Annotated in this window: 12 protein-coding genes; 9 read left to right on the plus strand and 3 right to left on the minus strand. The window is 67.0% G+C overall.

Annotated elements, in window-relative coordinates:
• The first annotated feature begins 89 nt into the window (after nt 1-89).
• Both J7573_RS01115 and J7573_RS01120 read left to right on the plus strand, forming a co-directional pair.
• Complete coding sequence (locus J7573_RS01115; protein WP_294324270.1) at nt 90-689, plus strand: hypothetical protein; 600 nt, start codon at nt 90-92, stop codon at nt 687-689.
• A 107-nt stretch (nt 690-796) separates the two neighbouring features.
• Entirely contained in the window at nt 797-1,114 is a 318-nt protein-coding gene (locus J7573_RS01120) for a DUF2388 domain-containing protein (RefSeq protein WP_294324272.1), read from the plus strand.
• 123 nt (nt 1,115-1,237) lie between these two features.
• On the opposite strand, the gene glcC is transcribed toward J7573_RS01120, so the two are convergent.
• Nucleotides 1,238-2,002, minus strand: coding sequence for a transcriptional regulator GlcC (gene glcC / locus J7573_RS01125; protein ID WP_294324274.1), 765 nt, complete (start codon nt 2,000-2,002; stop codon nt 1,238-1,240).
• Nucleotides 2,003-2,197: 195 nt separating this feature from the next.
• Between glcC and glcD the strand changes: the two genes are divergently transcribed.
• The 5 genes from glcD to J7573_RS01150 all read left to right on the plus strand — a co-directional run bounded on the left by glcD (nt 2,198) and on the right by J7573_RS01150 (nt 8,705).
• Nucleotides 2,198-3,697, plus strand: coding sequence for a glycolate oxidase subunit GlcD (gene glcD / locus J7573_RS01130; RefSeq protein WP_294324277.1), 1,500 nt, complete (start codon nt 2,198-2,200; stop codon nt 3,695-3,697).
• Complete coding sequence (glcE, locus tag J7573_RS01135; RefSeq protein WP_294324279.1) at nt 3,697-4,749, plus strand: glycolate oxidase subunit GlcE; 1,053 nt, start codon at nt 3,697-3,699, stop codon at nt 4,747-4,749. Before glcD ends, glcE begins: the two co-directional genes overlap by 1 nt.
• Nucleotides 4,750-4,759: 10 nt before the next feature.
• Nucleotides 4,760-5,995, plus strand: coding sequence for a glycolate oxidase subunit GlcF (glcF, locus tag J7573_RS01140; protein WP_294324281.1), 1,236 nt, complete (start codon nt 4,760-4,762; stop codon nt 5,993-5,995).
• On the plus strand, nt 5,988-6,386 hold the full coding sequence (locus tag J7573_RS01145) for a heme-binding protein (protein ID WP_294324283.1): 399 nt from the start codon (nt 5,988-5,990) through the stop codon (nt 6,384-6,386). The genes glcF and J7573_RS01145 overlap by 8 nt, the downstream gene beginning before the upstream one ends.
• 150 nt (nt 6,387-6,536) lie before the next feature.
• Nucleotides 6,537-8,705, plus strand: coding sequence for a malate synthase G (locus J7573_RS01150; RefSeq protein WP_294324286.1), 2,169 nt, complete (start codon nt 6,537-6,539; stop codon nt 8,703-8,705).
• Between the two features lie 107 nt (nt 8,706-8,812).
• Here the strand turns inward: J7573_RS01150 and J7573_RS01155 are convergent, their stop codons facing one another.
• Nucleotides 8,813-9,394 carry a flavin reductase family protein gene (locus tag J7573_RS01155; protein WP_294324289.1) on the minus strand — a complete coding sequence of 194 codons (582 nt, stop codon included), beginning with the start codon at nt 9,392-9,394 and terminating at the stop codon, nt 8,813-8,815.
• A gap of 172 nt (nt 9,395-9,566) precedes the next feature.
• Here J7573_RS01155 and J7573_RS01160 point away from each other — a divergent pair, with 172 nt between their 5' ends.
• A complete protein-coding gene (locus tag J7573_RS01160) occupies nt 9,567-9,905 on the plus strand; it encodes a hypothetical protein (protein WP_294324293.1) in 339 nt (112 codons plus the stop codon).
• Nucleotides 9,906-9,944: 39 nt separating this feature from the next.
• Complete coding sequence (locus J7573_RS01165; protein ID WP_294324297.1) at nt 9,945-11,378, plus strand: PLP-dependent aminotransferase family protein; 1,434 nt, start codon at nt 9,945-9,947, stop codon at nt 11,376-11,378.
• Here the strand turns inward: J7573_RS01165 and J7573_RS01170 are convergent.
• Nucleotides 11,371-12,567 (minus strand): cyanate transporter, encoded by a 1,197-nt coding sequence (locus J7573_RS01170; RefSeq protein WP_294324298.1) that lies wholly within the window; start codon nt 12,565-12,567, stop codon nt 11,371-11,373. The two genes, J7573_RS01165 and J7573_RS01170, sit on opposite strands and share 8 nt — an antisense overlap.
• Between the last annotated feature and the right edge of the window lie 5 nt (nt 12,568-12,572).

Here is a 12,572-nt window from a genome sequence, read left to right on the forward strand (position 1 = left end):
ATCGATAGCCACCATGAATGCCATCAAGTTCCGCCGCAGCCGCTGAGGGCGGAACATGGCCGCATTCACTGATCGATGAGGCCCTACCCATGAAAACCGGCATGCTCGCTGCCCTGCTCGCCCTGTTCGCTGCCCTTGGCGGTTGTGCCGCGCCGGCTGGCCAGCAGGCTGCCCAGCCCTACGGGCACTTCTACTCGGCTACCGCCATTTCCAGCGTCGCCCTGGCCCCGGGGCAGCACGTGGCCGTGCTGCTCGGGCGCAATGCCGACAGCACCCTCAGCTACCTGCAGCAGCACCGTGGCGACGCGGTGGCCAAATCACAGCCTCGCAGCATTCCGGTCGCCACCCTGCGCGGTGGCAGCCAGGCCTACGACTGGCTGGCGCATTCACTGGCCCAGCAGTTCGCCGAGGTGACCTTCTATGAAGACCTGGACAGCCTGCTCGCCGACCATCCGGACGTGATCGTGCTGCTGGACAGCGAAAGCCGCCTGGCCACTGCAGACGTGGAGAGCCGGGTGGTGGCGCGCTTCTTCGACAGCCAGCTGACCTACATCGGCCGCGCCGAAGGGCGTGCGCGCAAGGATGTCAGCAATGTGGCGCGGATGCTGGAAGACGAACAGGCCGCCAAGGCCGATGCCCTGCGCGACTTCGACGCTTCGCTGCAACGCTTGTTGGGCGGCAAGGTGTAAGGCGCAACGACGCTCCGGCAGAAAACAGGGAACTCCCGCCACTCGCCCGTCATCTTAAACAGTGAGTGGTTTTTTTCCTTGTACTTCACGTTACTGGAGAACACGACATGCGCCACCTAATCCTCGCCCCTGCGCTGCTGCTCCTGCTGCCTGCCGGCGCTGCGCTGGCCCACGTCGATGCAGGCGACGTCGCCACCTCGGCCGGTGTCTCCGCCTCGCTGTATTCAACCTTCAAGGATGACAAACGGATCATCCCCGCTCGCGACGAGCTTTCTGCGTTCGTCGCCAGTGGCGGGACCATCCGTGGCGCCTATGTGGAGTCGGCGCTGGAACAGGCCCGCAAGGACCATCCTGGGCTGCAGGCCAGTGACGAAGAGCTGGCCCGGGCAATTCTCTCCCAGGATGACCCGGTCGCCCGTCATTGATGTATCACCAGTACCGGCCCTTTCGCGGGCAAGCCCGCTCCCACAGGCACTGCACAGTATTCAAAGGCTGTGCAGTACCTGTGGGAGCGGGCTTGCCCGCGAAAGGGCCGGCACAGGATGACCCTAACCCCAACCATCCATACGCATCGTCGCCCTGACCAAACGCTGCTCTTCCTGCTCGATCTCGCGCAAACTGTCACGAATTCCGTTGATATGCTCACGCGCCGCCCGCTGCGCCTGCTCGGGCAGTTGCTCCATGACCGCGTGATACAACCGCGCATGCTGGCGGTCGATCTGGCGCTTCTGCGCCGGCCGGCAGTAGAGGTTGTTGACCGAGGCGAACACCGTGCTCAGGGTCAGGTCGCTCAGTGACTGCAAGGTATGCACCAGCACCGGGTTGTGTGACGCCTCGCTGATCGCCCGGTGAAACGCATGGTCACGCCGCGCATGTTCACGCGGGTCCAGCGCTTCAACCGAAGCATGGGCGTCCAGCATGTCTTCATAGCGCCGGCGGATCAGCAGGCGGTCGATATCGGTGGCTCGCAAGGCCGCAAGGCGCGCCGACTCGGCCTCCAGCAAGGCGCGCACCTCCAGCAGGTCGAACAGCGTGCGCGGCTGCGAGCTGAACAGGTGCATCAATGGCGTGGCGCTGGCCTGCCCGGCAAGGTCGGCGACGAACGAACCGCGCCCCTGCTCGGTATCGATGATGCCGCGCCCACGCAGAATGCGCAGGCCTTCACGCAGTGCCGAGCGCGAACAGCCCAGTTTCTCCACCAGGCGCCGCTCCGATGGCAAGGCCTGGCCGACCTTGAGCACGCCTTCGACGATCAGCCGCTCGACCCGCTCGGCCACCTGGTCTGCGACCTTGGCCTTGCCTTCAATACCCATGCACGGACTCCAACTGGTAGGACCACTGCTGTCGATGGTTCCAATCTAGCCGCTTGAACCCAGCAATAACCAGTGCTTCGCGGAAAAACTGGTAGGACCAGTGCCCCACACCCTCGACCGCCCCCACCCAAGCGCGCAGGCTGCAAGGGTGACCGGTTTGCCAACAACAACAAAAACTGCCGCTGAGTGAGCCTGATGAACATCCTCTACGACGAACGTGTCGACGGAGCGCTGCCCGCCGTGGATCTGCCCGCGCTGCTGCAGGCGTTGCGTGATGCCCTCCCCGACCTTGAGGTCCTGCACCGCGCAGAAGACCTCAAGCCTTACGAGTGCGACGGTCTCTCGGCCTACCGCACCGTGCCGCTGCTGGTGGTGCTGCCCGAACGCCTGGAACAGGTGCAGACCTTGCTCAAGCTCTGCCACTCGCGTGGTGTGCCAGTGGTAGCGCGCGGCGCCGGCACCGGCCTGTCGGGCGGTGCGCTGCCGCTGGCCAAGGGCATCCTGCTGGTGATGGCGCGCTTCAACCGCATTCTCGAAGTCAACCCGCAAGGGCGCTTCGCCCGGGTGCAGCCCGGTGTGCGCAACCTGGCCATCTCCCAGGCCGCCGCCCCCCACGGCCTGTACTACGCACCCGACCCTTCTTCGCAGATCGCCTGCTCGATCGGCGGCAACGTCGCCGAAAACGCCGGTGGCGTGCACTGCCTGAAATACGGCCTGACCGTGCACAACCTGCTCAAGGTCGAGATCCTCACCGTCGAGGGTGAACGCCTGACCCTGGGCAGCGACGCCCTCGACAGCCCGGGCTTCGACCTGCTGGCGCTGTTCACCGGCTCCGAGGGCATGCTCGGCATCGTCACCGAGGTGACCGTCAAGCTGCTGCCCAAGCCCCAGGTGGCGCGGGTACTGCTGGCCAGCTTCGACAGCGTCGAGGATGCTGGCCGTGCCGTGGCCGAAATCATCGCCGCCGGCATCATTCCCGGTGGCCTGGAGATGATGGACAACCTGGCGATCCGCGCCGCCGAGGACTTCATCCACGCCGGCTACCCGGTAGACGCGGCCGCCATCCTGCTGTGCGAGCTGGATGGCGTCGAAGCCGATGTGCAGGATGACTGCGAACGGGTAGACGCGGTGCTGAAGCGAGCCGGTGCCCGTGAAGTGCGCCTGGCCTGTGACGAGGCCGAGCGCGTGCGCTTCTGGGCCGGGCGCAAGAATGCCTTCCCGGCGGTGGGGCGAATTTCGCCGGACTACTACTGCATGGACGGCACCATCCCGCGCCGCGAATTGCCACGGGTACTCAAGGGCATCAGCGAACTGAGCGAGGAATACGGCCTGCGCGTGGCCAACGTGTTCCACGCCGGTGACGGCAACATGCACCCGCTGATCCTGTTCGATGCCAACCTGCCTGGCGAGCTGGAGCGCGCCGAGGCCATCGGCGGGCGCATCCTCGAACTCTGCGTGGCGGTGGGCGGCAGCATCACCGGCGAGCACGGCGTGGGGCGCGAGAAGATCAACCAGATGTGCGCGCAGTTCAACAGCGACGAAATCACCCTGTTCCATGCCGTGAAGGCGGCGTTCGACCCGCAAGGGCTGCTCAACCCGGGCAAGAACATCCCCACCCTGCACCGCTGCGCCGAGTTCGGCGCCCTGCACGTGCATCACGGGCAACTGCCCTTCCCCGAGCTGGAGCGCTTCTGATGAGCCTGGACCGCGACATGAGCCAGGACCTGCTCGAACAGGTCAACCAGGCCCTGAACCTGGGCACGCCGCTGCGCATCCAGGGCGGCAACAGCAAGGCCATGCTCGGCCGCCCGGTAGCTGGCGAGATCCTCGATACCCGCAACCACCGGGGCATCGTCAGCTACGACCCGACCGAACTGGTGCTCACCGCCCGCGCCGGCACGCCACTGCTGGAGATCGAGGCGGCGCTGCACGAGGCCGGGCAGATGCTGCCCTGCGAACCGCCGCACCTGGGCGCCGAGGCGACCCTGGGCGGCATGGTCGCGGCCGGGCTGTCCGGGCCGCGCCGGCCCTGGGCCGGGTCGGTACGTGACTACGTGCTCGGCACGCGGGTCATCACCGGGCACGGCAAGCTGCTGCGCTTTGGCGGCGAGGTGATGAAGAACGTCGCCGGCTTCGACGTCTCGCGGCTGATGGCCGGCAGCTTTGGCTGCCTGGGGCTGCTGACCGAGGTGTCGCTGAAGGTGCTGCCGCGTCCGCGTGAGTGCCTCAGCCTGCGCCTGCCGATGGACCGCCACCAGGCCTTGGCCGAACTGGCCGAATGGGGCCAGCAGCCGCTGCCGATCAGTGCCGCCTGCCACGATGGCGAAGCACTGCACCTGCGCCTGGAAGGCGGTGCAGGCTCGGTGCAATCGGCCCGCCAGCGCCTGGGCGGCGACGTGCTCGACAGCCGTTTCTGGAGCGACCTGCGCGAACAGCGCCTGGCCTTCTTCAACGACCCGGCGCCGCTGTGGCGGCTGTCGGTGCCGACGGCCAGCGGTGAACTCGACTTGCCGGGGCAGCAACTCATCGACTGGGGTGGCGCGCAGCGCTGGCTGAAGTCGACGGCACCGGTGCAGCTGATCCGCGAACGGGTGGCCAAGGTTGGCGGCCACGCCACCCGCTATGCCCCCGGCGACGACAGCAGCGCGCCGCTCCCGGCGGCGCTGATGCGCTACCACCTCGCGCTCAAGCAGCAACTCGACCCCCAGGGCGTGTTCAACCCTGGCCGCCTGTACCCGGACCTGTGAGGCCACGCCCATGCAAACCAACCTGAGCGAGAGCGCCAAGCGCCTGCCCCGCGGCGAGGAAGCCGAAAGCATTCTGCGCAGCTGCGTGCACTGCGGTTTCTGCACGGCCACCTGCCCGACCTACCAGTTGCTCGGCGACGAACTGGACGGGCCACGTGGGCGCATCTACCTGATCAAGCAAGTGCTCGAAGGCGCGCCGGTCACCGCCAGCACGCAACTGCACCTGGACCGCTGCCTGACCTGCCGCAACTGCGAAACCACCTGCCCGTCGGGGGTGAAGTACCACGACCTGCTGGACATCGGCCGCGCCGTGGTCGAGCAGCAGGTACCGCGCCCACTCGGCCAGCGCCTGCTGCGCCATGGCTTGCGTGCCGTGGTGCCACGCCCGGCGCTGTTCAAGGCCCTGACCCGCACCGGCCAGGCCTTGCGGCCGGTGCTGCCGGCCAACCTCAAGAGCAAGCTGCCGGCCCAGGTGACCCCGCCCGGCGAACGGCCCGCCCCCCGCCATGCCCGGCGCATCCTGCTTCTTGAGGGTTGCGTGCAGGCCGCCTTGTCGCCCAACACCAACGCCGCCACCGCGCGCCTGCTGGACCGGCTGGGGATCAGCGTGGAGCCGGCGTACGAAGCCGGCTGCTGCGGCGCGGTGGACTATCACCTCAATGCCCAGGAGCAGGGCCTGGACCGTGCCCGACGTAACATCGATGCCTGGTGGCCGGCCATCGAGGCCGGTGCCGAGGCCATCGTGCAGACCGCCAGTGGCTGCGGTGCCTTCGTGCGTGACTACGGCCACCTGCTGGAAAGAGACCTGCATTACGCCGCCAAGGCTGCACGGGTCAGTGCGCTGTCGCGGGACCTGGTCGAAGTGCTGCGCGACGAACCAGTCGAACAGCTCGGCCTGTGCGCCGAACAGCGCCTGGCCTTCCATTGCCCCTGCACCCTGCAGCATGCGCTCAAGCTCGGCGGCCAGGTGGAAAGCCTGCTGACGCGCCTGGGCTTCACCCTCACCCCGGTGCCGGACGGCCACTTGTGCTGTGGTTCGGCCGGCACCTATTCGCTGACCCAGCCCACGCTGTCGCGGCAACTGCGCGACAACCGCCTGAACGCGCTGGAAAGCGGCAAACCGCAGGTCATCGCCACCGCCAACATCGGCTGCCAGACCCACCTCGACGGGGCCGGGCGCACACCGGTGCGGCACTGGATCGAAATCGTCGAAGCAGCCTTGAACCAGGAGAACAGCCATGCATAGCAAGCCCGTGATCGGCCAGGCGGAAGTGACCCGCCTGCTCGCTGCCGCCCGCCAGGAAGCCCAGGCGCAACAGTGGAACGTGACCATCGCCGTGGTCGACGACGGCGGCCATCCGCTGGCCCTGGAGCGCATGGACGGCTGTGCGCCATCCAGCGCCTACATCGCCGTGGAAAAGGCCCGCAGTGCCGCCCTGGGGCGCAAGGAAACCCGTGATTTCGAACAGATGGTCAATGGCGGGCGCACGGCCTTCGTCACCGCGCCGCTGCTGACCAGCCTGGAAGGCGGCGTACCCGTGCTGGTCGATGGCCAGGTAGTGGGCGCCGTGGGCGTGTCCGGGGTCAAGCCCGAGCAGGATGCCCAAGTGGCCAAGGCGGGTGTGGCCGCCCTTTGAATCGGCGCCGACCCCTTCGCGGGTGAACCCGCTCCCACAGGGACAGCACAGGTTTCAAAGGTTGCTCAGTACCTGTAGGAGCGGCTTTAGCCGCGAAGAGGCCGGCACAAGCAGCACATTTTCTGAATCTGTACACCGAGCGAGAAGACAATGACCCATCCCCTCAAGGTCGCCCCGATCCTGCAACGCTTCATCGAGGATGAAGTGCTGCCCGGCACCGGCATCGACGCCGCCAGCTTCTGGCAAGGCTTCAGTACCCTGGTCCACGACCTCGCCCCACGCAACCGCGAACTGCTCGCCGAACGCGACCGCCTGCAACGCGAACTGGACACCTGGCACCGACAGCACCCGGGCCCGATAAGCGACATGGCCGCCTACCAGGCGTTCCTGCGCAGCATCGGCTACCTCGTTGAAACCCCGCAGCAAGTGCGCATCAGCACCACCCAGGTCGACCGAGAAATCGCCGAGCAGGCCGGCCCGCAGCTGGTGGTGCCACTGAGCAATGCCCGCTACGCGCTGAACGCCGCCAACGCCCGCTGGGGCTCGCTGTATGACGCGCTGTACGGCACCGATGCCATCCCCGAAAGCGACGGCGCCGAGCGCGGGCAAGGCTACAACCCGGTGCGCGGCGCCCGGGTGATCGCTTTTGGCCGGGATTTTCTCGACCGCTCGGCGCCGCTTGCAGGCGCTTCCCACGCGGACGCCCAGGCCTATGCGATCAACCAGGGCACGTTACGGGTGACCTTGAGCGATGGCCGCCAGGTCGGCCTCGCAGCGCCTGCGCAACTGCGCGGCTATCAAGGCGAGCCCGGCCAGCCAACGGCCATCCTGCTGCAACACCATCGCCTGCATTTCGAACTCCAGATCGACCCGGCCAGCACCATCGGCAAGGCCGACCGCGCCGGGGTCAAGGACATCCTCGTCGAAGCCGCGCTGACCACCATCATCGACTGCGAAGACTCGGTGGCTGCGGTGGATGCCGAGGACAAGGTCAACGTCTATCGCAACTGGCTGGGCCTGATGAAAGGCGACCTCAGCGAGCAGGTCAGCAAAGGCGGCAAGACCTTCACCCGCGCACTGGCCAAGGACCGCGAATACCATGGCGCGGATGGCCAGCCCCTGACCCAGCCTGGCCGCTCGCTGCTGTTCATCCGCAACGTCGGCCACCTGATGACCAACCCGGCGATCCACGACCGCGATGGCCGGGAGATCCCCGAAGGCATCCTCGACGCCGTGGTCACCAGCCTGATCGGCCTGCACGACCTCAAGCGCCGCGGCAACTCCCGCGAGGGCAGCCTGTACATCGTCAAGCCGAAGATGCACGGGCCGGCCGAAGTGGCCTTCGCCGACCAGCTGTTCGGCCGTGTCGAGGACCTGCTGGGCCTGCCCCGGCACACCTTGAAGATGGGCATCATGGACGAAGAGCGGCGCACCAGCGTCAACCTCGCAGCCTGCATCGCCAGCGCGGCAGCGCGGGTGGTGTTCATCAACACCGGTTTCCTCGACCGCACCGGCGACGAGATGCACAGCGCCATGGAAGCCGGCGCCATGCTGCGCAAGGGCGACATGAAAGGCAGCGCCTGGATCCAGGCCTATGAGCGCAGCAACGTACTGGTAGGCCTGGCCTGCGGCCTGCGCGGCAAGGCGCAGATCGGCAAGGGCATGTGGGCCATGCCCGACCTGATGGCGGCCATGCTCGAACAGAAGATCGCCCAGCCCCGCGCCGGCGCCAACACGGCCTGGGTGCCCTCACCGACTGCCGCGACCTTGCATGCGCTGCATTATCACCAGGTGGACGTGCCGGCGGTGCAGGCACAACTGGAAAGCGTCGACCTGGGTGCCGAGCGCGAACAACTGCTGCACGACCTGCTGAGCATCCCGGTGAGCCCGGACCGACCGTGGAGTGCGGGCGAAATCCAGGCCGAACTGGACAACAACTGCCAGGGCATCCTGGGTTACGTGGTGCGCTGGGTGGAGCAAGGCGTCGGTTGCTCTAAGGTGCCGGACATCCATGACGTGGGGCTGATGGAAGACCGCGCCACCTTGCGCATCTCGGCTCAGCACATCGCCAACTGGCTGCACCATGGGGTGGTCAGCAGTGACCAGGTCGAGGCGACCTTGCAACGCATGGCCACGGTGGTGGACCAGCAGAATGCCGGGGATCCGGCGTACCGACCGATGGCCGGGAATTTCGCGGGTTCGCATGCGTTCCGTGCGGCGCAAGAGCTGGTGTTCAAGGGGCGTGAACAGCCTAGCGGATACACCGAGCCGTTGCTGCACGGGTGGCGCTTGAAATTCAAACAGCTGGTTCGCCAGTAAGTGCCCTTCGCTGGCACGCCCGCCCCCACAGGTGAATCACTGGATTCCAGGCCTGTAATCAACCTGTGGGAGCGGGCGTGCCCGCGAATGGGCCGGTACAGGCACTATCACTCTTTCTGTTCAACCACCACCGGCTCACCGATCGCATAGAAATGCCCACCCGCCACGTAGTGCAGGCTGCGCCACTGCGGGTCGGCATTTTCATAAGCCCAGTGCCCCTCGCGAAACACCCGGTCATCCGCCCAGGCCGCCACCACTTCACCAATGAACAAGTCATAGGTGTTCTGGTTATGCGGCTCGTCGATCACCCGGCACATCAGCCAGGCCGAACAGCCCTGCACCAGGGGCGCCACATGCCCCTCCACCCGCGCCAGCTCCACACCGATGCTGGTCAGCTTGTCCGGCTGATCGAACAGGCTGCGGGTGCCCACCTGATGGGTCAGCTGCGCCTGGGCGGCAGTCGGCACCTGGATCACGAACCAGCCACTGCCCTCGACCAGCTGCCGGGTGCGGGCACTCTTGTCCAGCACCACGGTGACCTTGGGCGGGTCGAAGTCCAGTGCACAGGCCCAGGCAGCGGCCATGACGTTGTCCACCCCCTCATGGCTGGCCGAAACCAGTACGGTCGGCCCATGGTTGAGCAGGCGGTAGGCCTTTTGCAGGTCGACGGCTTGGAAGTGGCTGTTCATCGGGGGTCTCGCTCAGCGCAGAAATCAGGCGAAGAATTGTGCCGCATCCCTGCCGCGCAAGCACCCTCCTCGTGGCTTCAGAAAATTCCCACAGCCAATTCTGACGCGTCTTACTTGCCGCCGTGGGCCAGTAAAAACAAGTATGCAAACCTGCGACCAGAGGAGGCTGCGCATGTACCCAGATACCCGAACCACCGCCGAACTGCGCAGTACCCTGCGCGAACTGCTGGCGCACGAGATCAGCAACCCGGACGACGACCCGCACCTGTCGGGCGTGCTATTTTTCTGTGCCACCGACGAGCGTACCCGGCAACTGATCGAGCGCATCGAGCTGCTGGCCAGCGAAGCCTTCTTCGACCCGTGCGGGCGAGCCATCCCCCACCGGATGCGCGCCATCGGCGTCAAAGGCGTGTGCATCAAGCAGAAGCGCAAGGCTTGCGCGGATGAAACGGTGATACGCATTGACCTGAACGACAAGGGCTACATCACGGTGAGCACCGCACGGCTCTGATCCGCTATTCTCAGCACTCTCGTGCTTCGGACAGTGATCATGGAACTGCATATCCGCCTGGACGGCCGCAAAGGCCTGGCCGACCAGCTCTACCAGCAACTGCGCGCCGGCATCGACAGCGGCCACCTGGCCGCCGGCACGCAACTGCCGCCGACCCGGCTGCTGGCCGAGCAACTGGGCGTGTCACGCAAGACCGTGGCCGAAGCCTACTCGCGGCTGACCTACGACAACCTGCTCAGCGGTGTGGTCGGCCGTGGCACCTTCATCACCCCGCGCCAACCGCTGCACAGCGGTGAAACGCAAGCCGTGCCTCTGGCCGCTGCCGCATCACTGCAGCGCTGGCAACAACGCGCCACGGTGCTCGCCAAACGCACCCAGGAAGCCCCTTCGCGCTACGACTTCGTCGGCGGTGCCTCGAGCAAGGCGCAGTTCCCCTTCGACCAGTGGCGCAGCTGCCTGAACTACGCCCTGCGCCGTAGCCAGCGGCACCCCGAGCGGCAGTTTGCCGCCCAGGGCCTGCCCGAACTGCGCGAGGCCATCGCCCACCACATCGCCTACGCCCGCGGCGTGCATTGCAGTGCGGCGGACGTGCTGGTGTGCAACGGCGCCCAGCAGGCCCTGGACCTGATCGCCCGGGTGCTGGTCGAGCCCGGCTGCCAGGTGGCCATGGAAGACCCTGGCTACCCGCCGGCACGCCAGCTGTTCCTGGCCCTGGGGGCAAAGCTGCAGTCAGTACCGGTGGACGATGAAGGGATGTGCGTGGCGCACATCGCCGAGGGCACCCGGCTGATCTACGTGACCCCTTCGCACCAGTTTCCGCTCGGCATGCCAATGAGCGAAGCCCGCCGCCATGCCCTGCTGGCACGGGCCGCCGAGCTCGGCGCCTTGATCATCGAGGACGACTACGACTGCGAATTCCGCTACCAGGGCCCGGCCGCCGACGCCCTGCAGCGCCTCGACCGGCAAGGGCTGGTGGCGTATGTGGGGACCTTCTCCAAGACCTTGCTGCCGGAACTGCGCCTGGGTTACGCGGTGCTGCCACCGGCGGTGCTCAGCGCCGCCTGCGTGGCCAAGCACCTGAGCGACTGGCACAGCCCGACCTTGCTGCAGTGGGCGCTGGCACGGTTCATTGGCGAGGGCCACCTGAACAAGCACATCCGCCGCTGCCATGACATCTACAGCGGCCGCCGCGAGCGCATCCTGGCGCGGCTGGGTGACGACCTGGCACCCTGGTTCAGCGCCGTGCCCGCCAGTGCCGGGTTCCACCTGAGCGCCCTGGCGCGGCCGGGGGTGGATGTCGAGTTGCTGGCCAACCTCGCCCGCAAGGTGGAAGTCGGCCTGTACTCGCTGGCACCGTTCTTCAGCGAAGCCCCAGTGCGCCATGGGTTGCTGCTGGGCTTCGGCGCCATCGAACTGCTGGATATCGACCCGGCGCTGGACCGGGTCCGCGATACCCTGCAACGCCTCAGTTGACCAGCGCCGCCTGGCCACCCTGCTTCGGCCGGGCGATAGCCGCTGCATAGCCGCGCGGGGCGAAACAGGCGGTCACCAGCAGCATCGCCAGCACGGTGACGGTCAGCAACGTCCAGGATGCCTGGAAGTCGCCGCTGACATCGCGTAACCAACCGGTGATGTACGGGATGATGCCGGTGATGATGAAGCCGATGCCCTGCACGAAGGCCGCCAGGCTGCCGGCTTCGGCGGGTGTCTTGAGGTGCTCCAGGGTCAAGGTCAGGCTCAGGCTGAAGCAAGCGCCCAGGCCAAAGCCGATCATCGCGACCCACAGGCCCATGGCCAGCGTCGGCGCCAGCAGCAAGCCGAGGAAGCCCGCCAGCTGGATCGACAGCGCCAGCCACAAGCCCGGGCGACGGTCGGCCAGGCCGCGCAGCAACAGCGGCAGGCCCAGGGCACCGCAGACCTGGAAAATGGTCATCAGGCCGACCAGGTCGCCGCCACCTTGCGCAGTGCCACCGTGTTCCAGGTGATAGGCCGGCAACCACGCGACCATGCTGGTATAGCCGCCATTGATCAGGCCGAAGTACAGCGCCAGCAACCAGGCCCGGCGTGTGCCGAACCAGTGCCCGCCCGTGGCGCCGGCCAGCTTTGGCGCGCTTTCCCGAGGACGCAGTGCGGCCCAGGCCAGCACCGCCAGCACGGCCGGGATCGCCCACAGGCCAAGCCCGGCCTGCCAGTGGCCGAAGTGCCCGCTGATATGCGGGCCGAGCACCGCCGCCAGGCCACCGCCACTCATCAGCGCCGCCGAATACAGGCCCATGGTCCCGGCCAGGCGGCTGGGGAACCAGCGATTGACCAGGCCCGGCATCATGCCCTGCACCACTGCCACGCCCAACCCGGCCAGCACCGCGCTGGCGATCAGCGCCCAGGCGCTGTCCAGTTGCAGCCGCCACAGGCAGGCCAGGGCAATGGCGCCGAGGCCGCCGAGCATGCCGCCGTGTTCACTGATCCAGCGCCGCAGCCAGGGCTGCAGCAACGGCACCAGGCCCATGCACAGCACCGGCAATGCCGTCAGCAGCGCCGCCTGCTGGTAACCCAGCCCGGTGCTCGCGCGCATCGGCTCGAGCAACGGGCCGATGCTGGTCAGGATCGGTCTCAGGTTCAATGCCAGCAAGATCACCAGCAACAGGTTCAACGCCCCTCTCATCACGA

The sequence above is a fragment of the Pseudomonas sp. genome, assembly GCF_017744435.1.
GTDB lineage: Bacteria > Pseudomonadota > Gammaproteobacteria > Pseudomonadales > Pseudomonadaceae > Aquipseudomonas.

What these genes read in the sequence shown, in the direction of transcription:
- glcF (WP_294324281.1), top strand. Translation starts at nt 4,760, where the DNA reads ATGCAAACCAACCTGAGCGAGAGCGCCAAGCGCCTGCCCCGCGGCGAG.
- J7573_RS01150 (WP_294324286.1), top strand. Translation starts at nt 6,537, where the DNA reads ATGACCCATCCCCTCAAGGTCGCCCCGATCCTGCAACGCTTCATCGAG.
- J7573_RS01145 (WP_294324283.1), top strand. Translation starts at nt 5,988, where the DNA reads ATGCATAGCAAGCCCGTGATCGGCCAGGCGGAAGTGACCCGCCTGCTC.
- J7573_RS01155 (WP_294324289.1), bottom strand. Translation starts at nt 9,394, where the DNA reads ATGAACAGCCACTTCCAAGCCGTCGACCTGCAAAAGGCCTACCGCCTG.
- J7573_RS01115 (WP_294324270.1), top strand. Translation starts at nt 90, where the DNA reads ATGAAAACCGGCATGCTCGCTGCCCTGCTCGCCCTGTTCGCTGCCCTT.
- glcE (WP_294324279.1), top strand. Translation starts at nt 3,697, where the DNA reads ATGAGCCTGGACCGCGACATGAGCCAGGACCTGCTCGAACAGGTCAAC.
- glcC (WP_294324274.1), bottom strand. Translation starts at nt 2,002, where the DNA reads ATGGGTATTGAAGGCAAGGCCAAGGTCGCAGACCAGGTGGCCGAGCGG.
- glcD (WP_294324277.1), top strand. Translation starts at nt 2,198, where the DNA reads ATGAACATCCTCTACGACGAACGTGTCGACGGAGCGCTGCCCGCCGTG.
- J7573_RS01120 (WP_294324272.1), top strand. Translation starts at nt 797, where the DNA reads ATGCGCCACCTAATCCTCGCCCCTGCGCTGCTGCTCCTGCTGCCTGCC.
- J7573_RS01170 (WP_294324298.1), bottom strand. Translation starts at nt 12,567, where the DNA reads ATGAGAGGGGCGTTGAACCTGTTGCTGGTGATCTTGCTGGCATTGAAC.
- J7573_RS01160 (WP_294324293.1), top strand. Translation starts at nt 9,567, where the DNA reads ATGTACCCAGATACCCGAACCACCGCCGAACTGCGCAGTACCCTGCGC.
- J7573_RS01165 (WP_294324297.1), top strand. Translation starts at nt 9,945, where the DNA reads ATGGAACTGCATATCCGCCTGGACGGCCGCAAAGGCCTGGCCGACCAG.